Genomic DNA, 24,302 nt, shown 5'->3' on the forward strand with positions numbered 1-24,302 from the left:
GCTAGAACTCAACAGATGCGTGGTTGCAATTTTGTCAGTCTAGCGTGAGTGCCGGCACCCTCACCTACTGCCGGCGATGGATGAATCATTGATACATTAAAACAGCAAGAAGACTGAACGGACGCCCTCGCTTCAGTCTTCTTGCTGTCTGTTTTAGTCGGCTGCTTTAGAGGTTTTCTTGAACTGCGCCTCGAATTAAAGCCCGATCCCCCTCAAATTTTATGTCGTTTATTTTTAATCTTCCTAGAGAAAGTTCCAGGTTGATTTTTTGATTGAGTTGCTCTTGAGGAATTCCTAACTTTTGAGAAAGTTCTGAGAGCGTCATGCTCAAGTTTCCGACTTTGACTTTTGTATTATCATCAAACTTGAGCGTTCCCTGCTCTAGGCTTGGTTTTCCTTCAAGTGCAAGATAAACTTGCCGATTTTCCATAAACGGAAATGTTTGAATCGCCTTGTTAAAGGCAGTTCGTTCACCGGCAGCAAGTTGATCAGTCGGAATTTGTGAAATATTTAGGACAACGCCGGCTTCGATTGCTCCATTTTTTATCGTAGTCTTAAACCCTTCAGCGGATTCTAACAAAGGACTCGATCGAGCGTTTTCGACGAGATTAGAAACAACCAGCGTATTAAACTCGGTTGCATCAAGATTAATTGCTACGCTGTCTGGATCGAAAGTTTTGCCGGCAGCGGCATTTGCACTTCCAACAATGGGCTGCGTATTAAAAGGCGAGTCATTTTTAGGTTCTTCAAGAACCGGCTGACTTTCTTTGGAAACTAGATAAGCATCTATTTTTCCTTCCAGTTGAGTTTTTGCTTCTTTAACTTCTTCTGGATTTTTGAAGTTTATCAGATTCGGGGAAGCTTGGGCTTGTTGCGTGTACCATTCCGGAAGATTTGTAAATTGCTGCCACTGGTAATAAACGATGCCGACGACACCAATACTTAAAGATAAAATTATCAGGCTAACTTTTTTCACGGCTTATTCTTTGTGTAGAAAGGAGTGCAATAAAATCCACCCTGATCGGCTACCTCAGCTATGATAGACTATTTTTATAAGATTCCGGTTCCCAGGGCTGAGTGGGGCTGACTGTTTAATTTTATGGAGAAAATATAGTGCCTGCCTTTAAAAATAAATGATAACTTTCACAGGTTTTATTAGTAAAATCAATTTTTATCAGCATCCCTCATAAGAAGTAGATTTTATACACAGATGCAGGTGCAACAAAGATTTAGCCGATTGTTACAGCGGACGCAACATTTCAGAAATCGTGAAGATATCAGCGGGAAATGCGAGCGATGAAATAGTGGAATGTTCCGGTAAAACTACCTCGCTTTGATAACCATCTTGAGCCGGCTCTCGAAAAACATGAAGCTGCCGGTTATTCACATCTAAAACCCAATAATCCGCAATACCAGACTTGGCATAGCTTTTGGCTTTCGTCTCGCAATCTGATTTGACAGTAGTATCTGCTATTTCAACGATTAAATAAATTTCTGAGGGCGTGGGATGATGATCGCCATAACGTAGCGCATCTCCAACGACGACGGCAATATCTGGTTCTGGTTCGGATAAATCATTTAACTGTATAGGCAGTTGCACTCTTACTAAAACCTGCGCTTCTAAGCGCTTCTCCAGCAACTTTTCTGTTAGCGTGACTGCCGTAGCGTGGGCGGTTCCCTGTGGACTCATCTTGGTAATTATTTGTCCTTCAATTAATTCGACACGTTCATTGGGTTGCAAAATTCCAACTTCTGCCATGCGATAGTATTCTGCAACAGTCCAAAGGCGAGGTTCGGCATTTGTATATTTCAGTAAAACTTGCCCTTCAAGCAGTTCGACGCGTTCATCTGGCTGCAAAATTCCAACTTCTGCCATGCGATGATAGTCATGGACTGTAAAAAGACGAAGTGCTAAAGGTGTTTCTGTTGTCTGCATTGTTTTAGTACCGAATTCGTGGATCGATATAGGCGTTGAGAATATCAATTACAATGCTAGCAATTACCACAATGCCGGCAAAAAACACGACAACGCCTTGAACAGTGGGGTAATCTCGCAAAGAAATTGCTTCATAAAGACGGTTTGCTAATCCCGGCCAAGAGAAAGTAACTTCGGTCAAAATTGCCCCACCTAATAGGGATGCTAACGTTAATCCCAACACTGTAATAACTGGAATTAGGGCATTTTTTAGGGCGTGAGCAACGAGGATGCGAAATTCTGGAATTCCTCTTGCTCTTGCTGCTTCTACATAATCTGATCGCAGGGTTTGCTTGAGGTTGACGCGCACAATTCGCTCAAAAATGCCGCTGATGAGAATGCCTAAAGTAAGGCAAGGTAGGGTGAGATAGTGCAAGGCTGTGAAAAACTGAATGAGATTGCCACTTAGGAGACTGTCAATTGTGTAAATGCCGGTGGGACCGGCCGGCACCGGCACTGTTAAAGGAAAGCGCGTTCCTAAGGGAAACCAGCCCAATTGCACGGCGAAAATGAGCTGTAATAGCATCCCCACCCAAAAGGCAGGAACTGAGTAGGTAATGATGCCAAACAGTCGGCCACCGGCATCGAGAGGGGTGTTGGGACGCGAAGCTGATATCATCCCAACTCCAATTCCCACGACGAGTGCGATCGCCATACTAAAAATGGCTAATTCTACTGTGGCTGGGAAGTAAGATTGAATAATGTCCCACACTTTTTGTCCACGACTTGTAAGAGAAGTTCCCAAATCAAACCGCAGCAGATTTCCCATGTAATTTAGGTATTGCTGCCACAAAGGGCCGGCTAAACCGAGTTGTTCTCGCATCGCCTCTTTGACCGCTTGTGGGGCTTTTGGGCCTAAAATAGCATCCACTGGATCGCCGGGAGTTGCACGTAGGAGCAAAAATACTAGAGAGGTAATTGTCCACAGCATCAAGGGTGCTAAAAGGATGCGGGTAACGATGTAGTATTGCAGTGCTTTGGAACGGGACATTGGGAATTTTTGATTTTAGATTGGGGTTAATGATTCAGACAATAGTAGGGGCAGGTTTAGTAGAAATGCTTTTTAGGCCGGCAGATATTTTCTAGACAAAACCCGCCCCTACCTGGGGAAAAACTATTTCTTGATTGTCCAGAAAGGAACTCTTTGAGTCGGTTCTAAGCGAAGTCCCTCAATGCCTTTTTGAGCAAACAAGTATTCTTTACCTTCCCATAAGGGGATAAAAGGTACATCTTTGGCGAGAATATCTTGCAGTTCGCTAAAGATTTTTTGACGAGCTTGTGGGTTTTGTTCCTGACGTTGCTTGTCAATTAATTCGTTAACTCGTTCGTTGTAGTAGAACGAGCCTTGAGCTTTCGTTGAGCCGTCCTCACAACCTGTTGCTGCTGACCCTTTCACACAATCCATGAACGGTTGAATGTAGTTATCAGGATCTAAAAAGTCGGGACTCCAATCTAGCAAAAACATGGGATAGATGCCTTTATCTAGATTTTGGTAGGCAGTGGTGGATTCAACACTTTTCAGATCAATTTCCATCACGCCGCCTAATTTTTGCTGAACTGCCGCTTTGATCGTACTGGCGGCTAATCCATCCGTGGTTAAGTTAGAGCGATACCAAAGCTCTAATCTTAGTGGGTTGCTTCTAGAGTAACCGGCTTTTGTAAGAGCTTCGTGAGCTTTAACCGCATTGCCATCGCCATATTGGTCTTTAAAAACCGGCTTATAGGCATCTGGTAAGGTGAGAGGCACTAAACTGTGAAGCGGTTCGACTTGACCCCGAAAGACTCGCTCTTGCAACTGAGTTCGGTCAATAATTGCAGCGAGTGCTTGCCGCACTGCCACATTGTCTAATGGCTTTTCTTTGATGTTAAGGGTTAAGTAATAAATCCCATTACTGCGTCCCTCTAGCACCTGCCAACCGCCAGAACCGGCTTGCTTTTGTAAATCGGCAATTTGATCGAGATCGAGCGATTGGAAGGCAACATCCACTGCGCGGGTGCGAAATCCATTGTACAAATTTGATGGACTTGTATAGCGTTGAATATCAATTCCTTTATTCGCCGGCTTCTCGCCCCAATACCGATCAAAAGCGTCTAATTTGATTGTCTCATTACTATAGTTAAGGGCTAATTGGTAAGGGCCGGTGCCAACAAATTTATCGCTAAATTTCCCCGCTCCAATTTCATAGGCTTTTGGCGATACTGCACAAGCTCCAAAAAATGTTAATAAATCGGGAAAGGCGGCAAAGGGTTTTTTCAACTTGATGGTTAATTCATACTCGCCGGTTGCCGCGACAGAATCCACCGTATCTGATAGCAATACGGAGGGGCTACCTTGGTTTTCAATAAACCGCTTGAGTGAAAACTCCATCGCTGCGGCATTGAAGGGTTCGCCATCGTGGAAAACGACACCCTGACGCAGGGGAATGGTGTAGGTTAAACCATCTTTACTAATTTTGGGCAACTCTGTGGCGAGTTGAGGTTTGAGATCGGTGGTTCCCGACTCGTAGGTATAGAGGCGATCACCAAGGTTGTGAAGCAAGGTGGCGGCAGCAACTTCATAGGCATCAGCGGGGTCTAACGTGCGGATCTTGGCGGTTGTGCCAATGCTAATGCGACCTGTATTGGTGCCGGTGTTTGCTGGGGTTGTTGACTGTTTTTGTCCGCAACTGACGGCGAGAAAACAGCAAATACAGAATAAACTAAGGAATTTTCCCATGAACCGCCACTGGCGTTGGGCAAACTTTGCGAGATATTTGTGCGACATTTCCCTAAAACCTATGCCTTGGAGTCTGAAGTCTAGTCGATAGTACGACATTCAGCAATCTCTGAGCTTATCAGCTTTTAGTTTTCCTAATTAGCTGAGGATTTGCGAATTGTCCACAGGGGTAACTGCTGAGTGGGATCGAGATGGATGCCGGTGATGCCTTTCTGGACAAAGGCGTAATCTTTGTTCTGCCAGAGAGGGATGTACGGGACATCTTGGGCGATGATGTCCTGAATTTGGCTAAAAATTGCTTTGCGCCTTGGGGGGTTAAGTTCTTTTCGCTCTTGATCAATCAGCTGGTTGATGCGGTTGCTGTAATAAAATGAACCGAGGGTTTGACTGCTTCCTAACCGGCAGCCGGCTTTGGGTGTGCCTTGGCTACAGGAAAGAAAGGGCTGAATGTAATTATCGGCGTCAAAAAAATCTGGAAACCAGTCGAGTAAAAAGGTTTGGTAGATACCTTTTTCTAAGTTACTGAAAGCGGTTGCAGATTCTACGCTGTTGATTTCTAGTTGCAACCGTCCACCAAGTTGTTGTTGGGCAATTGCTTTCAGGGTGCCGGCAACCCTTGCTCTGATATTGGATTGAGAAGGATACCAAATTTCAAGTTTTAGGGGTTTTTCTGGGGTGTAACCGGCTTTTTGCAGCAGTTGTTTGGCTTTGGCGCTATCTGTGTCTCCGTAGCGTTCTTTAAAGGCTGGTTTGTGAACGTCAAACGTGGTGGGAATCATACTGTAAAGCGGTTCTGACTGTCCGTAACGGACACGATCAATCAGTAATTGCCGGTCAACAATTGCAGTGATCGCTTGTCTGATTTCTGGGTTATTTAAAGGCGGTTTGCTGGTGTTGAGTACCCAGTAGCTAACATAATTTCCTGGGGCGCTGATCGTCTGCCAACCTTGAGCCGGCGACTGCTTTTCTAAACTTTGAATTTGTTCGCTGTCGAGTTCTTGATAAGCGATATCGACTGCGCCGGTTGTAAATGCACTATAAAGATTGGCGGGACTGGTGAAAAATTGCACGTCAACGCCTTGGTTGGCCGGTTTTTCTCCCCAATATTGCTCAAAAATATCTAATTTAAGGGAATCAGTCCCATAATTAACTAATTTATAAGGGCCGGTGCCGGCAAAGGTATCTGGCTTGAATTTGCCGGCACCCATTTCATAAGTTTTGGGGGAAACAGCACAAAGTCCGCTAAAGGTCAAGAGTGAGGGAAAGGCGGCAAACGGTTTTTTCAGTTGAATGGTTAATTCATACTCGCCGGTGGCTCGCACCGAGTCTACAATGTCTGCAAGCAAGGCTGAGGGGTTGCCCTGATTGTCCATGAACCGTTGCAGGGAAAATGCCATTGTTTTGGCGTCGAAGGGTGTGCCATCGTGGAAAACAACGCCTTTACGCACCGGCACGCGATAGGTTAAACCGTCTTTGCTAATTTTGGGTAAGGCTGTGGCGAGTTGCGGTTGAATCTCGGTTGTGCCCGGTTTGTAGGTGTAGAGGCGTTCGCCGAGGTTGCTGATCCAAGTGCTTGCTGCCTGTTCGTAGGCATCCGCGGGATCAATTGTGCGAATTTTTAAGGTTGTGCCGATGCTAATGCGCTGATTGCCGGCATTGGGTGTTCGATCTGCCGGTTTTTGAGTACAACTAAGAATGAGAAAACAGCAAATGCAGAATAAACAGAGGAATTGTCCAATTTGCTGCCACGGCTGGATCGATAGGCGTTGCCGGTTCATGGCGAAAGTGCCTTAATATTTGAGCGTTCACATTTAATCTTTACAATCTCACGAACCTATGCCACAAGTTGTAACTGCGAGGCATATTACCATAGTTCATATTCTTGAAATCTATCCTTGGGAAGATTGAGAGTCAATACCATGTCAATGTAGATGTAGAGTAGATGCAAAGGTGGTTGGAGGATGCCGATTAGTCTAAATCTTCTAACAACCTGAAGCTTAAAAACTTACAAACTTGGAGAAGTCTCTATGCAATCTATGCGCTTCAACCTACCTGTACGGCGTCTGTTTAGTGCTTTGATGGCCGTCTGCATTTGCGCTTTGATGTTCGTTTCCACCGCCTTCCCGGCTTTTGCCAACACCAGCAGCCCTACAAAAGGGGAAGATAAACTGTTAGGAATTGAGCGGAAGTCGCAAGAAGTGACTCTCTCAGACCCTTACTCGCTGGAAAAAACCCAGACCGAAGCAAATAAGGGTATCAATGAAGTTCAGGGAGATGCCGATCTTGACAAGATGATCACCCCTGAGAATACCACTGCTACCTCTGTTGAGGAGCAAGCGAAGAACTTTTTAGAAAAGGTCGTTGGTAAAGACGACTAATCGTAATCTGTGCCGATTTTGTTAAAAATCTATACCAACTGAATTGAATCAGGTTTGGTAAACGTAACTAGAGCGCTAAGCAGTCAACAGGAGGTTTAAGCTAAGACTGTTAAGCAGCGGCACAAGTAGAGCCGGACGACACTGATTAGCGAAGCAGATCGGTATGAAAACCCCGACCTCAACGAAGCAGGTCGGGGATATTCATTTTTAATGATAAATAGGCAAATTTTAAATTGTTTAAACCGGCAGATTCTAGCTTGGATTTAACTGATCAAACTTATTCATTGATTTTTAAATAAACCGAATTGCCTGAATCAGGAGTTGCCGGCAGGGTTCACTTCATCACAACCTTGACTGAAGTTAACCAAAATGATAAAATTCATTTAGTTAATTCACATCTTGTCAGCCTAATCCATTTTAGTTAACTTCAAGCAAAATTTACTTGAAGCCTAATAATGGAGCGGAGGAACCAAAAACCTTCTTTGGGGCTTATCTTCTTGGGAAAACAGAAGAAGGGCACCTCTCAGCCCTAGCCCGTCAGCTAACTTCGCAGGCAATGAGAGGGGACTGAAGAGACAGCATTTTTCCATCAAAAGTGGTCTGATCTCATCAGCTTCCCCGGCGCATTCCGGTGCGCTCAAATAAACTTAACATCCCCTCAAGAGCGAGCGGATGTTTTGCATAATTATCGGCTTTGAGCCAGGGAGGCTTTATGAGGTTTTATAGCATAGTCTTTAAGAGCTGTAGCCGCTGTAACTGTGTGGAGTGTAATAGAAATTTGCCCTGTGCTCTTGCGCGGCATTTGATTGTAAGACCAGCTAACAAATTTAATCGTTACCATCCTTGTTAGCATCAATCTTCAATCTTAATACCTACTGGCAAGCCGGCAACTAAAAATACTCGCGTTGCTCACAGGGCTACATCGCTTATGGGTTCTTTTCCAGATTGAAACTTGATACGGCAGAGAAATCGCTCCAGTCTGTTAAACCCAACTTACTATTTAGCTCAATGGAAAACTGGCAAGCTATTGTCGCCACAGTAACCTTTATCAGCGTAATTTTCTTAATTATGACTGAGTGGTTGCACCTAGTGATTGCAGCTTTTTTGGGGGCATTAATCCTGGTGTTTACCCACATCATGACTTTAAACGAAGCGATCGGCTATATCAGCCGCAGTCACGCAACATTGGGTTTATTCTTCGGAGTCATGGTACTGGTGCGAGCATTTGAGCCGACTAAAATCTTTGAATACTTAGGGACTCAAATAGTTATCTTGGCTCAAGGAAAAGGCAAGCGACTTTTGCTTGCCATTGTCGGCATTACAACCCCCATTTGTGCAGTTTTACCCAATGCCACAACCGTGATGCTGCTTGCGCCTTTACTGCCGCCAATGGCAGCAGAAATAGGCGTTGATTTTGTTCCTTTACTGATTCTGATGGTGTTTGTGGCTAACAGCGCGGGACTGCTGACACTTGTTGGCGATCCTGCGACGTTTATTGTAGGTGATGCCGTCAATATTAGCTTTGTAGATTATCTACTCCAATTAAGTTTTGGTGGAATTCTGGCAATCGGAACGATCTTAATCATGCTACCGTGGTTATTTCCCAAAACTTGGCGCAAAGAATTGGATAATTTGGAGGAATTACCCCATCCTCAAATTAATCACCCCCGAATTTTAGCAGTAGGGGCTTTAATTGTCGCCTTTGTTTTAGTGTTCTTTGTTGTAGGAGAATCGCTCCCGATACCCATCTCACCGGCAACCGTTGCCTTATTAGGAGCGGCTTTAGCTTTGCTTCTCGCTCATCACAGCAACATTGATTCTGTCAACAATATATTGCGGGATGTAGACTGGAGTACCTTAATATTTTTTATGTGTACCTTTGTTCTGATAGGCGGACTGGAAAAAACAGGGGTCATCAAAGGTTTGTCTGGGGTACTCGCCGTGATACTGGGAAAAAATATTGCCTTAGGTTCACTGTTTCTCCTATTTTTCGTGGGTTTACTGTCCAGTGTGATCCCCAATATTCCGCTTGTGGTGGCAATGGTGCCATTACTTAAACAATACGTTGTCAATATTGGTTTAGCAGCCCCAGAAGTGCTAGATCCTAACTTTCAGGGGCAGTTTCCCCCTGTGGTTCTTCCGTTGTTTTATGCCATGATGTTTGGCGCAACTTTGGGAGGAAATGGAACCCTAGTCGGCGCTTCTTCTAATATCGTCGCGGCGGGGGTTTCAGAGCTGCACGGACGCCGGATTTCATTTAAAACGTTTCTGCGTTACGGCATCCCAGTAATGGCGATGCAATTGCTAGTTGCTGCTTTGTATATGACGTTTCGATTTCTAATTTAAGTAAAGATTGAATAGATTTACTCCTCAAGGGAGATTAATTATTCAAAAGTCTGTGTTCTGTAAACTGCTATACAAAAAGGTGGATTGACGAATTGGAATTCTAAAGCTACACTTAAAAAAATCTAATAAGTAAAGTCAGCCTAATCCAAAGTTTTATCTAATCAACGGATGAAATCGGAGCGGAGGAACCAATTCATGGGGCTTATCTCTATCTCTTATTATTCTTAAAAAGAGGCATCGAGAAGGGCATCTCTCAGCCCTAGCCCGTCAGCTAACTTCGCAGGCACTGAGAGGAGACTTAGGAAAGTAATGAACAGTGAACAGTGAGCGATGAAGCGCCAGATTTGGGATTTATCATACATAGTTCATAATTCATAGTTCCGAAGTGTCTCCGGTTGGTATGGGTCTGTCTTGTTGTACCTACCCCTGGCTCTGAGGAGTTTTTTTATATGGCAATTCAGTTGAATTTGTCGATGATTGCGGTGGCTGGACAAGCCACTTGGAAACGGGCTAAACCTATGATTGTCCGGGATGTGGTGTTACTCCCGGCAGCCGGATTTTTAGGAATTATTGTGCTGTGGTGGATTGTGGCTTTGTTCCACAAGGAATTAATTCCCACACCCCCTCAAGCACTGGCCGCAAATTGGGATTACATTACTCATCCATTTTATAAGCGCGGCCCAGGAGATTTAGGCATTGGTTGGTTATTAATTGCCAGTATCCGCCGGGTTTTACTCGGCTTTGGTTTAGGCGCTCTGGTTGCCATCCCACTCGGTTTTTTGATTGGGATGTCCAAAAAAGCAATGATGGCGCTCAATCCGCTTGTTCAAATCTTCAAGCCAGTGTCACCGCTTGCTTGGCTGCCGATTGCCTTAGCGATCTTTAACTTGGCCGAGCCATCCTCAATCTTTGTGATATTTATCACCTCTTTGTGGCCAACAATTATTAACACTGCCCTTGGTGTTTCTAGCGTTTCCAAAGATTATTTGGATGTGGCGCGGGTGTTAGAAATGCCGCGCTGGCGACGGATTACTAAAATTATCTGGCCGGCAAGTTTGCCTTATATTTTCACCGGCTTGCGAATTAGCTTAGGGATTGCGTGGCTGGTGATCGTTGCGGTGGAAATGCTCACCGGCGGCATTGGTATTGGCTTTTTCGTGTGGGATGAATGGAGCCGGCTGAATTTAAGTTCTGTATTTCTCGCCATTCTGGTTATTGGATTAACCGGACTTCTCTTAGACTGGGCGGTTGGCAAAATAGAGGAATTGATCACGCACCGTCCCTCACGCAGCACCTAAACGTAAACCGTCATTGTTAATAATTTTCAGCAAGTAGCGATTAGCTTATTGCTGTCAGCAATCAGTGGCAAAAAATAATTGAAAGCTGACAAAACAGTAATCGCTGTGAAAGCGAGGATGAGACTGAAATATGAGTGATATCTCCCCAAAAGACTGGAGTCGGCGCGAGTTTTTGACAGGAATGGGTGCAGCGGCAGCGGGAATGGCGCTTTCTTCTTGTGCCATTAGTGGTGATCGTTCTGCCAAAGGACTCACCGAAGAAGCCTTGGAAATTAAACCAGTCGTCGATCCCAAAACCCTAGAAAAACCCAATCTCACCGTTGGATATGTGCCGGTGAACGACTGCGCCCCCTTTGCGATCGCCTGGAAAAAAGGGCTTTTCCGCAAGTATGGTTTAAACGTCACACTTAACCGCGAAGCCAGTTGGGCAACCTCTCGTGATGGCGTGATTTTTGGCCGAACGGATGCCGCACCCGTTGTGTCTGGTGCTGTTACGAACGCCCGAATTGGAGCGGAAGGCGCACGTCACGCTCCCCTGTGTGCCGGCATGACGATTCACCGGCACGGCAATGCCATGACGATGAACCGGAAAATGTGGGATTTTGGGTTGCGTCCTTGGTACGAATACAATGGCGACTTGGAAGCATTCGGCAAACAATTTAGAGCTTATTTTGAAAGCCAGTCAACAGAAAATAGAGTCTGGGCTGTTGTGCTGAGTTCTTCTATTTACGAATACTTTATCCGCTATTTATCAGCGGCTGCCGGTATCGATCCGCTGAAAGAATTTCGCGTGATTATTGTTCCCCCGCCGCAAATGGTAACAAACGTGCGAATTGGGGCAATGCAAGCTTACATGGTGGCAGAACCCTGGAACACACGAGCCATTTACGAAAAAGCAACGAATGGGGATCAGGGAATTGGTTTTACCTTTGCTCAAGGTAAAGAAATTTGGCTGGGACATCCAGATAGGCTGCTGGGAGTCATGGAATCTTTCATCGAAAAGTACCCTAAAACTTATCGTTCGCTGCTCAAGGCGATGATTGAAGCCTGCCAGTATTGCGGTGATCCCAACAATGGCGACGAAGTGGCAAAACTGCTGACAGAACGCTCTTTTACTGGCGCAAAACCGAAAACTGGGCCAGTTGATAAATTCACGCGACCGGCAATTGTAGGGGACTATAATTATGGTGGGTTTGATGGCAAAGAGCGGATTGTGAAATCACCGGACACCACAGTATTTTTTAACATTCCCCCTAACATTCCTCAACAACCCGGAGAACACTCCACGTTTATGTGGCGTTCTCGAAGTATCTGGTTAATGACTCAAGCCGCTCGCTGGGGACAAATTAAACAGGTTCCCAAAAATGCGGAAGAACTAGCCAGCAAAGGCTGGAGATCAGATATTTATCGGGAGGTAGCGGCAGAGTTGGGAATTCCCTGCCCAAAAGATGATTATAAGGTCGAACCCCCAGAGGTGTTTATCGATAAGAAAGGCTTCGACCCTAGCGATCCGGTGGGCTATCTCAACAGTTTTGAAATTAGAGCAAATCGCCCCCAATCTTTGTTCATGTCTTAGCTGGGAGTTGGGAATGGCTAAGCTTTAATCATTATCTTTTCTGCACAAGATAGTTAATTTTTTGGATTTTTGACCGCAGATACACGCAGATAAACTCACAGGCCGATAGAGCAGTGATAAGCGCTGAAAACGAGAAATCAGGAGTAAGGTTATGACGAAATCTAGTTCTTTTCCAATGGGTGCTAATGAGAAAAGTGTTCGCAATGCGGGATTTTTAGAAATTGAAAACATCGTCAAAAGTTACACCAATCCGAATGGCGAGGAGACGGTGGTTTTAGATGGTGTCAACCTTACGGTTGGTGAGGATGAATATATTTCTGTTATTGGTCATTCGGGTTGTGGTAAATCAACCCTACTGAAAATGGTTGCCGGCTTGGAAAAACCGACTTCCGGCTCGGTGCGGCTGGATGGCAAAGAAATCCGTAAACCGGGCGCAGAGCGCATGATGGTCTTTCAACACTATGGACTGCTGCCGTGGTTGACGGTGCGCGAAAATATCCGGCTTGCGGTTGATGAAGTGTTAAAAAAAGCCAATCGTGCGGAAAAAATTAGCATTGTTAATGAACATCTAGCTATGGTGAACTTAACACCAGCCGCTGAGAAATATCCTGATGAAATTTCTGGGGGGATGAAACAGCGCGTCGGAATTGCACGAGCTTTGGCAACTCGCCCCAAAATGCTGTTAATGGATGAACCATTTGGAGCACTCGACGCATTGACGAGGGGCAAATTGCAAAAACAGGTACTTGATATTTGGGAAACCCAGCGGCAGGCTGTGATGATGATCACACACGATGTTGATGAAGCGATCTATATGTCTGATCGCATTGTGATGATGACAAATGGGCCGGCTGCGACAATTGGCGAAATTTTAGACGTTCCTTTCGCGCATCCACGAGATCGCCATGAATTGCGAGAATCTAAGGAATATTATGAACTGCGAAATCATGCTTTAGATTTCTTAGATCGCTACTTTAATCAAGAAGAGTAGATTACACTAGGGTTAGGTTCATTTATTGAGTGGGTAGCCTAATCCAATCCAGACTGACATTTTATGCCGGTCAGGCTGGGATATGGAACGGAGGAACCAATTTTTGGGGCTAATCTTACGAGAGAGACACCTTCCAGTCTTAGCCCGTCAGCTAACTCCGTCGGCAATGGGAGGAGCACCCTAGACTTTGGCTTTTATAGCAGTTGTCATGGGAATCTCCTTGAGGATGTCACTGCAAATACACAGAAGAAGTGGCTATCCGTTCTTAACCCACCTCTCATCCGTTATCCATTGATTTGAGAGAGGTTTAAGCTGTGAAGATCAAGCCAATGTTAGCGCGTCTAGAAAGCGCAATGGGCCGTCATGATTTAGTGGAACAAATGGTTTTGCTGGCAGAACCGGCTTCTTCACATTCTCATTCAGAAAAATCTTCTGCAAAACCAATGAATTTGGTGGTTGGTTATAATAGCTCACCCAGAAGTCAAACAGCTCTAGACCTCACCTTGTGGATCGCCCACCAAACTCGTTTAGTCAGTCGCAAAAAAGTGACTGTTCAAGTTGTTTACGTTGTTGATGAAAAGACAAACGCTCGGGGTTTAGATATTTTTAGCTTACCGGGGGCCGGCAGTTCATCAAAATCGCAAATTCCCTCAGAACTTTCAAAAGCACCGGCATTTAGTGCCAGTGCTGTTTTAGCTCAACCCGAAGTTAAAGCATTAGCCGCAAATGCGCGAATGACATCTGTAGATCGGCGCAACTACAAAACACTGCTCTCACCAAGCAATCAATTTGAGCAAGCCGATAAAATTTTATGGCAAGCCCGCTGCTTGGCTGAAGAATGGCGGGGTTCTTTTACGGCGCATCTGCGGTTTGGCTGCGTGGCGGAGGAACTGAGAAAAGTGGTGGAATCAGAAGCAGCGGATGTACTGTTTTTAGGGTGTCATTCTGCCGATCATCCGATTATCCGAAAACTCGGCGCTAAATTTCCGTGTTCCGTCTTGGGGATTCCATCGGCGTTGTGTTCGGAGGAAAAATGTAGTTTTTCATCAGAATTCAGCGCTATTTAAGGGGGAATTTGTGGCTAAGAAATTCTCACAAATATGAGGTTAAGCGGTTAGATTGCAGTGCTGCCGGCAGTGGCTAGAGTAACGGCTAAATGAGTTGCTTCTGAAATGCCTGATAAGCCTCAATAATTGCTTGCATATTGGCTTTTGCACCGGCAGCGTTATTCACATCAGGGTGATACTGCTTCACTAAGCGCCGGTAAGCGTCCTTAACCTCTTCCAAAGCTGCACCTTGATTAACGCCTAAAACTTCCCACCATTCCCCACATAAATACGCTTCTGGGTTGTGTTCACTTCTCTTAACGTTTGTACGCCAAATTTTCAGCGTGCCGGTGTCCCCACCACTGACTAAAATTTGCCCATCTGGACTAATCGCAACCGGATTGCAACCGGGAAGCGTGCCGGTGAGGCTGCCGGTGGCTACATCCCAGAAGTTCATTATACCATCCCTGCTGCCACTCACAAGCGTTTGACCGTTAGGACTGAAGGCCACAGAATAAACTGCATCCGAGTGTCCTGTTAGGGTTTGCAAGGGCAATCCTTGCGCTTTTTCATCCGCGCCGGCTTGCAGATTCCACAGCTTAATGGTGGTATCTCCACTTCCACTGGCAAACATCTTTCCATCTGGACTAATCGCAACCGAAAAAACCCAATCTGAATGCTCGACAATTGCCTGGGTTTGTTGATAATTTTTTAAGTCCCATAGCCTAATTGTTTGATCGGCACTCCCACTAATTAGGGTTTGTCCACTTGGATCGATTGCTAGACAGGAAACCGTATTTAAATGTCCATTGAGAATCCGAATTAGTTTGCCGGTCTCCAAATTCCAAAGCCTGATTGTTTTATCCGCGCTTCCACTCACCAAAGTTTTTTGATCAGGACTAAAAGCAAGGGAATAAACAAAACTTGAATGGCTATAAGGCGTGTTTAAATAATAAAAACTTCTGAGTAATCCTCTTTTAGGCAAATTCCAGCTTGTAATTTTTTTGTTGAAGTCACCCGCAACCAATATTTGTGAATCGGGACTAATGGCAACTGAATAAACCTCTTTGGAATGCCCAAAAAATGTATAAAGCGGTTGTCCTGTTTTGAGATCCCACAACTTGACGGTTTTATCGTCGCTGGCGCTGGCAAGAATTTGACCATCAGCACTCATCGCAACAGAATTGATGGTAGCGCTGTGCCCTTTAAGGATATTCACACATTTCCATAACTGAGCCGGCTGAGGGTTCATAGATGCCAATTCTACTGTAGTCTCAGGATTGATTAATGCGCTGCGCGTTCGCCTGGAAAGTTCTAAACATAACTATCTCATACCGAGTTACATTTAGATGTGTGAGTAGAGGCTATACGTCACTATAGTTATGAAGCCAGCTCGGTGTCAATTACAATTCACAGAATTCACGCTGGCTGTGAACCCAGCATCCTGAAGCCTCTTGATAAATAATTCGCAATCTTGCACTCGAAATTCTGGGCCAAAACGAACGAATTTACGCCGTTCTCCAGATATTATCATTGCTATCACCGGCACATTTTCCTTGTTGGTTTCCCCTGAGTAATCCCCCCAAATTACTTTTAAGTTATCTAATTTTTGAGTTTCTTTCACTTGATCTAACGTTAGTTCTAGCATCACGATTTGATCCGGCACCATCGATTCTTCCTCCTCTCCAACAGGCTCTAAGTCTTCCTTAACAGGCTCTGCTTTATCAACAATTAGCTGGGGTTTCTCGTCCTTATCCTTGCGCTCGACTTTTCCGAATAAAACTAAGGGGTTTTCTACACTTAAGAATGAATGAATTTGTTCATAAGTATCTGGAAAAACCACGGCTTCTGCTTGACCTTCCAAATCTTCTAATTGCAGAAATGCCATCATGCGATTGTCTTTTTTTGTCGTAATCTTTTTAACTTCTGTTAGCATCACAATCACACTGACTTTTTTCCCTCGCTTTTCCTCAAGTTGACCAAGCGTAATTGGAGCAGGATCAAGTTTTTGGCCAGCTTTTAGAGCAGCTTTAAGGGGATGATCGGATACATATAAGCCTAGCAATTCTTTTTCAAATTGCAACTTTTCCTTCTGACTGTAATTAGGAACCGGCGGCGCTTTGGGCGCGGATTCAAATCCGTTATCAGTTGCTACCGTTCCCAAAAGATCGAATAAATTGCCCTGTCCACTATCTCGATCTTTGGCGCGATCTTGTGCCCAAGCCATCACCAGCTTCATGTCTTCAACTAATTGCTGCCGGTTTGGGTTAATATTGTCAAAAGCCCCACATTTAATTAAGGCTTCTAAAGCGCGGCTGTTAACCGTGCGCTGATCGACGCGATCACACAGATCAGCTAAGGATTTAAACGCCCCTCCCCGTTCCCGCGCTTCTAATATATACTTAATCGCCCCCTCTCCTACGCTTTTCACTGCCGAGAGTCCGAACAAAATCTTTCCTTGTGCCGGCGTAAATTCCATCTCAGAGCGATTAACATCGGGCGGTTCCACAGCAATATTCATACTTGCACAATTTGCCAAGTATTTTTTCACTTTATCTTGATCTCCGCTGTTTGCCGTCAGCAGCGCTGCCATGTATTCAACTTTAAAATTAGCTTTTAAATAAGCCGTTTGATAGGTAACATAAGCATAGGCAGTTGAATGGGATTTATTAAAGCAATATTCAGCGAACTTAAGCATTTGATCGAACAATTGTTCGGCAATTCTAGCTTTAATTCCCTTCTTGGTTGCCCCATCAATAAAAGTTTCTCGCTGCTTCTGCATTTCCTCTGCCTTCTTTTTCCCCATCGCGCGGCGCAATAAGTCAGCTTGCCCCAAAGAATAGCCGGCTAAATCTTGAGCAACTTTCATAATTTGCTCTTGATAAACCAGCACTGCATAAGTTTCTTGCAGGATGGGTTCTAATAAATGATGCTCATATTGAATCTCTTCTCGCCCATGCTTGCGATCAATAAATTTAGGAATCAAACCGGCATCGAGTGGCCCTGGCCGGTAAAGCGCTAAAATTGAAGAAATATCTTCAATACTAGATGGCTTTAAGTCTCTCACAACCTGTCGCATTCCCGATGATTCTAATTGAAAAATTCCTTCCAGTTCTCCTTGTTCTAAAGTTTTATAAGTCTTCAGAATATCTTGGGGAATTTTTCGAGTTTCTCCTTTAGAGAATATTTGCTGAAATTTTCTTTCTTCACGGGGTAACTGATCGGGATCAAGATCAATATTCTGTGTTTTCTTAATCAAATCGACAGCTTTTTGGATCATCGTTAAATTTTTCAGACCGAGAAAGTCCATTTTCAACAGTCCGAGTGAATCCAAATCTTCCATGAAATACTGAGTAATCACCGATCCATCATTATTCTTTTGTAGCGGGACAATTTCATCTAAGGGTTCAGAGGAAATCACCACACCGGCAGCATGAACTCCAAAGGTTTTATTCGTTCCTTCAATGCGGATCGCCATATCAAGCCACTGACGCGCCGTTACTTGATTTCCGGTTTCTTGAATTTCATAAACAGCATTTTCATAAGCTTCTTTAAATTCTGGTGCCGGGGTGCGATCTGAAATCATCACCTTAAGCTTTTCTGGCTTACCCCGCGCCACCGGAATTAACTTAGCCATTCTGTCTGTATCTCCGTAGGGAATTCCTAATACTCTCCCGACATCTTTCAAGACAGCTTTAGATGTCATGCGGTTAAATGTAATAATTTGCGCCACCCGATCTGCGCCATATTTCTCTGTGACGTATTGAATCACTTCATCTCGTCTTTCGATGCAGAAATCTGTATCAATATCTGGCATAGATTTACGTTCCGGGTTCAAAAATCGCTCGAATAGCAATCCGTGATGCACCGGATCAATGTTTGTAATTCTTAAGGCATAGGCTACCAGAGAACCTGCCGCACTTCCTCTTCCAGGGCCAACCGGAATTCCCCGATCTCTGGCAAATTTAATATAATCCCAAACCACTAAAAAATAAGTTGAAAATCCCATTTTTTGGAGCATTTTCAACTCATACTCTAGCCGTTCTTTATAAACCGGCTTAATTTCAGCGTTGGATTTAGCGCCCATGCGTTCTCGCAGTCCTTCCCAAGTTTTCTCCTCCACATAAGTATCAGCGGTGTGTTCTGGAGGAATAGGATAGTTAGGAAGGCGAGGCTCACCCATAATGTTATATGGGTCAACTTTTTCGGCAACTTCTAAGGTGTTGGCAATCGCTTCTTTAATCACCTCATCGGGCAGATGATCGCGAAATAGCATTGCCATTTCTTCAGCGGATTTTAGATATTCTGTGCCACTGTAGCGCAGGCGTTTGTCTTCGATAATTTTCCTGCCGGTTTGAATACAAAGCAGCGCATCGTGAGCTTCAACGTCGTAGCAAGAAATAAAGTGCGAGTCATTGGTCGCAACAATTTTTATATCTAACTCTCGCGAAATTTTGACAATTTCAACATTAACAATTCGGTCTTCTGGAGAACCGTGATCTTGAATTTCTAGATAGTAATCTTCCCCAAATACCTCTTTATACCACTTGGCAACACTCCGAGCGATATCAAGCCGGCCTTGGAGAATTGCTTGCGGCACTTCGCCACCTAAACAAGCACTGGTGACAATTAAACCTTCATGGTATTTTTCCAATAAGTCTTTATTAATACAAGGACGGGCAAAAATTCCTTTTCCTTGAAATCCTTGAAGGTGAGAAATTGTTGTAATTTTAACTAAATTTTTATAACCTTGAGTATTTTTTGCTAAAACAACTTGGTGATATTTCCGGCATCGCTTCGGTGTGTCTAGCGGTTCGTTGATCACATACATTTCATTGCCAATAATTGGCTTAATATTTTTGCCGCGACAGACTTTGATTAACTCAATCGCGCCATACATCACGCCGTGATCGGTGAGGGCAATCGCCGGCATTCCTAATTCAAGTGCTCTATCTATTAACTGGGGCAACTGGCTAGCACCATCGAGCAAGCTATAATCACTGTGAATATGCAAACCGACAAAAGACATAAATACTCCCGATTTTAAATTTTATATTTTAATCAGATTTAGGCAGATTGAATGGCAAAGCGTTACCAGATGAGCTGGCAGCGTGCTGGTCGGACAATACATGGTTTTAATTGTAGATAAAGCGCTTACTTAATGCTGTTAAATTATGTAGCTTAAGGTTTCACCGGCTCTTGCTGCTGTCGGGCTTTCGCCTGTTCAATAAACCGGCGAACCGTTTGAATATAGGGATCGCCGCTAATTGTGGCCACATTGTTGTGATCGCCTGCCGGCACCAAAAATAGCTGTTTCGGTTCATTTGCAGCCGCAAATAGCTGTTGGCTCATTGTGTATGGGGTCACCTCATCCGATGTGCCGTGAATAAACAGCACCGGCATCTGCAATTTTCCCACCTTAGCAATCGAATTAAACTGCTGATGCAGTAACAAATCCACCGGAAACACCCGAAACACCCCGTAGCGATAATCTACCATCGCCCGCATCGAAGTAAACGAGCCTTCCACAATTAACGCACCGGCATCTGGATGCCGCGTCGCTAGCTCAATTCCTATGGCACCTCCGAGAGAATGTCCATAGAGGAAAATTTCCCTAGGATTCACCCTCCTTTCATTCACCAAGTAATTCCAAGCCGTTTCCACATCTTGATAAACCTGGGCTTCCGAGGGAAAACTACCTTTACTGAGACCATATCCCCGATAATCAATCAGCAGCACACTGAAACCCATCTGGTGAAAGCGATTGGCATGATTGACATTCGCGCCAACATTAATACCATTGCCATGCAGATATAGCACAACGCCGGCAGCATCACCGGCAGCCGGTATCCACCACCCATGTATGCGTTCAACTGTGCCGGCACCAGATTTCACCGGCAGCCAGACATCTTCATAGGCCATTTGCAAAGCTGCCGGCGTCTTTTCTATCACCGCTGAAGGAAAAAAGATAAATCGCGTTTGCCGCAGCCACAGGTACAGGCAAGCCCCTGCGTATGCGATGATCAACACCGCCATAAGAGTTTGGAGAAACTTGATAAACAATCGCACAGAAGTGGGCATCAGAAACGAAATGACATCGGACGCAAAACATCGAAAACAGAAAATTATGGGCGCAATACATTGCGCCCCTCGCCCTTTGTTCCTAGTCCAACACCGGCTTCCGTAGATGCCATTCCGTGCTTTGTTCGTAGGCGTAGGCTACTTCAAACAGCGTCGGTTCTTGCAAGGCATTACCAATCAGTTGCAAGCCAATGGGCATACCATCATCATCAAAACCGCACGGTAAACTTAATGCCGGCAACCCCGCCAAATTCACTGGGATCGTCATCAAATCCGACAGGTACATACTGATGGGATCGTCAGTTTTTTCACCCGCCTTAAATGCCGTTGAAGGTGCGGTTGGCGTTACCAGCACATCCACTTGAGCAAACGCGCGATCAAAGTCTTGTTTAATCAGCGTGCGGACTTTTTGAGCTTTGAGATAGTAGGCATCGTAATAGCCGGCAGACAGCGCATAGGTGCCAATCATAATTCGGCGCTTCACTTCTGTCCCAAAGCCTTGGGCGCGAGTTTGAGCATACATCGAGAGTAGATTATCCGCATCTGGCACCCGCAAGCCATATTTAACGCCATCGTAACGGGCGAGATTGGCCGATGCTTCCGAAGGCGCGATGATGTAATAAGTGGGCAACCCATAGCGGAATCGCGGGCAGGAAATCACTTGAATTTCCGCGCCTAAATGTTGCAGTTGCTCAATGGCTTTCGTCACAGCCCTTTCCACCACCGGGTCTAAACCTTCCCCAAAGGTTTCTTTAATCACCCCAATTCGGCGCTGACCTCTGGGCCTTAAGTTGGGTTGCAGGGCTTTCACGTAGTTGGGGATCGGGACGTTTAGACTGGTGGAATCTTTCGGATCGTAGCCGGCCATCCCATTCAGCAAAATCGCCGCATCTTCCACGCTTCGGCCAAATGGCCCAATTTGATCCAGGGAAGACGCATAAGCCACCAAGCCATAACGAGAAACCAACCCGTAAGTCGGTTTCATTCCCACCACCCCGCAAAAAGCAGCCGGTTGCCGGATTGAACCGCCGGTATCTGAGCCGGTGGCCACCACGCACTCGTCTGCGGCTACCGCTGCGGCTGAACCTCCAGATGATCCACCGGGAACGCGTTCTAAATCCCACGGGTTAGATGTTTGCTGATAGGCAGAAGTCTCCGTAGAACTGCCCATCGCAAACTCATCCATGTTAGTTTTGCCCACCATCACCGCGCCGGCGTCTGCCAGTTTTTGCGTCACGGTAGACTCGTAGGGCGGCACAAAGTTTTCTAGAATTCGCGAACCGCAGGTGGTGGGAATCCCCTGCGTACACATATTGTCTTTAATCGCAATTGGGATGCCGGCTAACAGCCCAATTTGCTCGCCGGCGGCTATTTTTGCATCCACCTGGCGAGCCTGCTCCAAAGCTTTTTCCTCCGTCACGCACAGGAAGCTATGGAGTTTCGGCTCCAGCTGCGTAATGCGATCCAAGGCTTCCTTGGTAATTTCCACAGCAGAGCGTTCTTTGCGGACAAGTTGTTTGTGCAACTCGCGGATGGATGCCATGTTGTACCTTCACTGACTCAACTTTCAGACCCTTAGCCAATATAGCTGGCAATCTGTACCTGCTGCACAGCGCTTTTGACTAAAGGCTGCTGCCGGCAAGACAATGCGTCTTTCTATATCACACTCTGTTAAATTTTTGTTAAAAACTCCCATCAAAGAAAAAAAGGCCGGCATCGACTCATTTTCAGGCAGATTTTTGACAATTAAGGTTCAAAAAGGGTTAATTGCATCTACAGTCAACAAGAGATTTAGTACAATCTCTTTTCTGAGTATCTATGTGTTCTGTGTGTGAGGATAAACTATGCACCGGCTGCGGTCTTGGGTAATCGCCATAACGAGTGCATTAGGCATGGTAGGCAGCATGGAGTTAATGTACACTCCCCTATCCATTGCCCCCCCCGAATCTTGTTCATCGAGCGTAGTGTCGTCATCTACTAAGTCTGTTCCTCAAAACAGCCAAGGCAGTGCCCGCCCCCAGACCAATCGATGCGCTTACGGGTTAGATTACGCTTTATACTCGAAATCGCCCCAACCGAAGAGTCTGTTGCAGCCCTATCAAACGCTTTCACAAGCGCTGCAAACGACAGAAACTCGCATTGAGCGAAACAGCTTTAGTGTTTACGGCGACACTAACCGTGATGGAAAGGTGGACGACAATGACTTCAGGATTCGGCAACCTTGGTCTTGGGATGCCGGTGCGCTCATGTTATTTAACAACGACGATGATGACCGCAACGCAATCCCTGATTGGCAAGATAATATCGTTAACGGCGACAACGATGTAGAGGATCTGGCCAAAATCCACTTAAAGTTAGGCGAAGACTTTGCCGACAGTCAATTGTTACTGGTTGCCGACGAAAAAGCCCGTCCCTATATCAATATTTTTCAAAAAACTGATAAAGGATGGCAGCCGGTAGATTTAAACGGATCAAAGCCTATCACCTACAGCAGTGATATTTTACTTGGGGTTGAGGCAAAACAATTTGCCAACCGCAACTGGAACGGTTTAGTCAACTTAAAAACGGTAGCTACAAACAAAGGCAAAGTCGTTGCTGAAGATTCCATCCAAATGCGCGTAGCACCGTGGATTATGTTGCCAAATACCGCAAAAGTTACTGAATTATATGTCAGTGATCGCGGCATCGGCAATCGTGAATTTATTTCTCAGCTTAAAACCGGCGTTGAAGCGACCGGCGCTAAGGTTAATGTTATTGCCGGTGGTACGGCTTGGAAGCAAGACACAATGGAAATTGGCTATGTTCAATTCCCCAAACAGTCGTCCCTACAAAATTTTAACGTTGTGCTTAACGGAAATCGAGGCGGGAGCATGGACTATTATCCGCGATCCTTGCTCAGTCGTGATTTCGGTTGGTTTGAAATGGGAAAACCCCGACGCTTGGACGCTCTTAATCAGTGGACAGATTGGTTCGGCAACTTGGAGGTAACACCTCCCATTCCTGGCTATCCCCACGGGCGAATTTATTATGGCAATGCCGGCACTGTCGCCTTTCATCCAGAGGTGGTGGATTTCTTAACTGCCCAGGAAATTCAAGGGCCGCCGGTGGATATCGATACGTCTTGGTTAATGATCCGCCATGTTGACGAAATTATTAGTTTTATTCCTACACCGTCTGGAAAACCTCTGATGATGATTGTTAGCCCAGAGGAAGGTGTAAATTTGCTCAAAGAACTCAACAGTAAAGGCTATGGAAATGAACTCATGAATCGCGGTTTGAGTACGCAAACAACGGTGAGTGGAGCGCTCAATAACAAGAATTTAATCGAACACAATCTCAAGCTACAAAGTCAGCATCTTAACCCAATTATCGCCAAGCTGAAACAGGAATTTAATCTCTCAGACGACCAGATTGTTCGCATTCCTGCAATGTATGGTTATGGTGGCTATTCTTGGTGGCCTAATATGGTGAATTCGGTGGCGGTGAATGGTCAGATTATGGCGTCAAATCCACGCGGGGCGATTGTTAATGGCAGAGATTACACTCAGGAGGCATTTCGCCAACGCGTAGCGCGTTCTGCGCTTAAAGTTTATTTTTTGGAAGATTTGTATTATCAAGAACTCAGGGGCAATACGCACTGTGCGACAAATACGCGGCGCAAAGGCTTAGATACGCCGTTTTGGTCTACTTTGCCGGCTTGGCTGTCTCAGCGTTAATTTTGGGAGTGCCGATGATGTTAAATGCCGGCACTCCTTAAGTGGATTTTGTTGATTTTATGCGAAGGAGTTTTTTTGCTTTATTAGTGCCGGCAAGTATAAACAGAAGTTGGCAATAGTCTACTGTAGGGCATCCGCAGATGTAGACTATCGCCAACTATTTTGAGATTTTGGGGTTT

General features: G+C 45.2%; 16 protein-coding genes and 3 riboswitches. Of the genes, 7 read left to right on the top strand and 9 right to left on the bottom strand.

Annotated features, from left to right (window positions below; translation table 11 throughout):
- Window positions 1-166 precede the first annotated feature (166 nt).
- The 5 genes from H6F56_RS05085 to H6F56_RS05105 all read right to left on the bottom strand — a co-directional run bounded on the left by H6F56_RS05085 (window position 167) and on the right by H6F56_RS05105 (window position 6,469).
- Window positions 167-976, bottom strand: coding sequence for a hypothetical protein (locus H6F56_RS05085; protein WP_190665755.1), 810 nt, complete (start codon window positions 974-976; stop codon window positions 167-169).
- 264 nt (window positions 977-1,240) lie between these two features.
- A complete protein-coding gene (locus H6F56_RS05090; protein WP_255513683.1) occupies window positions 1,241-1,936 on the bottom strand; it encodes a Uma2 family endonuclease in 696 nt (231 codons plus the stop codon).
- 4 nt (window positions 1,937-1,940) lie between these two features.
- Entirely contained in the window at window positions 1,941-2,966 is a 1,026-nt protein-coding gene (locus H6F56_RS05095) for an ABC transporter permease (protein ID WP_190665756.1), read from the bottom strand.
- A 123-nt stretch (window positions 2,967-3,089) separates the two neighbouring features.
- Complete coding sequence (locus H6F56_RS05100) at window positions 3,090-4,739, bottom strand: ABC transporter substrate-binding protein (RefSeq protein ID WP_190665841.1); 1,650 nt, start codon at window positions 4,737-4,739, stop codon at window positions 3,090-3,092.
- 86 nt (window positions 4,740-4,825) lie between these two features.
- Window positions 4,826-6,469, bottom strand: a complete 1,644-nt coding sequence (locus H6F56_RS05105) for an ABC transporter substrate-binding protein (RefSeq protein WP_190665757.1) — start codon at window positions 6,467-6,469, stop codon at window positions 4,826-4,828.
- A 249-nt stretch (window positions 6,470-6,718) separates the two neighbouring features.
- On the opposite strand from H6F56_RS05105, the gene H6F56_RS05110 reads away from it, so the two are divergent.
- From H6F56_RS05110 to H6F56_RS05135, 6 genes are all read left to right on the top strand, one after another.
- Window positions 6,719-7,069: a low temperature-induced protein gene (locus H6F56_RS05110; RefSeq protein WP_190665758.1), complete on the top strand. Its 351-nt coding sequence runs from the start codon at window positions 6,719-6,721 to the stop codon at window positions 7,067-7,069.
- 429 nt (window positions 7,070-7,498) lie between these two features.
- A riboswitch (cyclic di-AMP (ydaO/yuaA leader) is annotated at window positions 7,499-7,639 on the top strand.
- 375 nt (window positions 7,640-8,014) lie between these two features.
- Window positions 8,015-9,415: an SLC13 family permease gene (locus H6F56_RS05115; RefSeq protein WP_242031862.1), complete on the top strand. Its 1,401-nt coding sequence runs from the start codon at window positions 8,015-8,017 to the stop codon at window positions 9,413-9,415.
- A 127-nt stretch (window positions 9,416-9,542) separates the two neighbouring features.
- A riboswitch (cyclic di-AMP (ydaO/yuaA leader) is annotated at window positions 9,543-9,715 on the top strand.
- Window positions 9,716-9,864: 149 nt separating this feature from the next.
- Window positions 9,865-10,713 carry a nitrate ABC transporter permease gene (ntrB, locus tag H6F56_RS05120; RefSeq protein WP_190665759.1) on the top strand — a complete coding sequence of 283 codons (849 nt, stop codon included), beginning with the start codon at window positions 9,865-9,867 and terminating at the stop codon, window positions 10,711-10,713.
- Between the two features lie 130 nt (window positions 10,714-10,843).
- On the top strand, window positions 10,844-12,289 hold the full coding sequence (locus H6F56_RS05125; protein WP_190665760.1) for an ABC transporter substrate-binding protein: 1,446 nt from the start codon (window positions 10,844-10,846) through the stop codon (window positions 12,287-12,289).
- Window positions 12,290-12,440: 151 nt separating this feature from the next.
- The gene (locus H6F56_RS05130) at window positions 12,441-13,280 is read left to right on the top strand and encodes an ABC transporter ATP-binding protein (RefSeq protein WP_190665761.1); all 840 of its coding nucleotides are present in this window, start codon (window positions 12,441-12,443) and stop codon (window positions 13,278-13,280) included.
- A gap of 54 nt (window positions 13,281-13,334) precedes the next feature.
- Window positions 13,335-13,458: riboswitch (cyclic di-AMP (ydaO/yuaA leader) on the top strand.
- A 136-nt stretch (window positions 13,459-13,594) separates the two neighbouring features.
- Window positions 13,595-14,347 (top strand): universal stress protein, encoded by a 753-nt coding sequence (locus H6F56_RS05135; RefSeq protein ID WP_309236441.1) that lies wholly within the window; start codon window positions 13,595-13,597, stop codon window positions 14,345-14,347.
- Window positions 14,348-14,432: 85 nt separating this feature from the next.
- Here the strand turns inward: H6F56_RS05135 and H6F56_RS05140 are convergent, their stop codons facing one another.
- From H6F56_RS05140 to gatA, 4 genes are all read right to left on the bottom strand, one after another.
- Window positions 14,433-15,578 (bottom strand): DnaJ domain-containing protein, encoded by a 1,146-nt coding sequence (locus H6F56_RS05140; RefSeq protein WP_190665762.1) that lies wholly within the window; start codon window positions 15,576-15,578, stop codon window positions 14,433-14,435.
- Window positions 15,579-15,725: 147 nt separating this feature from the next.
- On the bottom strand, window positions 15,726-19,355 hold the full coding sequence (locus H6F56_RS05145) for a DNA polymerase III subunit alpha (protein WP_190665763.1): 3,630 nt from the start codon (window positions 19,353-19,355) through the stop codon (window positions 15,726-15,728).
- 152 nt (window positions 19,356-19,507) lie between these two features.
- Entirely contained in the window at window positions 19,508-20,407 is a 900-nt protein-coding gene (locus H6F56_RS05150; protein ID WP_190665764.1) for an alpha/beta hydrolase, read from the bottom strand.
- Between the two features lie 82 nt (window positions 20,408-20,489).
- Window positions 20,490-21,950 (bottom strand): Asp-tRNA(Asn)/Glu-tRNA(Gln) amidotransferase subunit GatA, encoded by a 1,461-nt coding sequence (gene gatA, locus H6F56_RS05155; RefSeq protein WP_190665765.1) that lies wholly within the window; start codon window positions 21,948-21,950, stop codon window positions 20,490-20,492.
- A gap of 301 nt (window positions 21,951-22,251) precedes the next feature.
- Between gatA and H6F56_RS05160 the strand changes: the two genes are divergently transcribed.
- Window positions 22,252-24,123 carry a protein-arginine deiminase family protein gene (locus H6F56_RS05160; protein WP_190665766.1) on the top strand — a complete coding sequence of 624 codons (1,872 nt, stop codon included), beginning with the start codon at window positions 22,252-22,254 and terminating at the stop codon, window positions 24,121-24,123.
- The last annotated feature ends 179 nt before the right edge of the window (window positions 24,124-24,302 follow it).

The sequence above is a fragment of the Microcoleus sp. FACHB-672 genome, from assembly GCF_014695725.1.
Taxonomy (GTDB): Bacteria; Cyanobacteriota; Cyanobacteriia; order Cyanobacteriales; family Oscillatoriaceae; genus FACHB-68.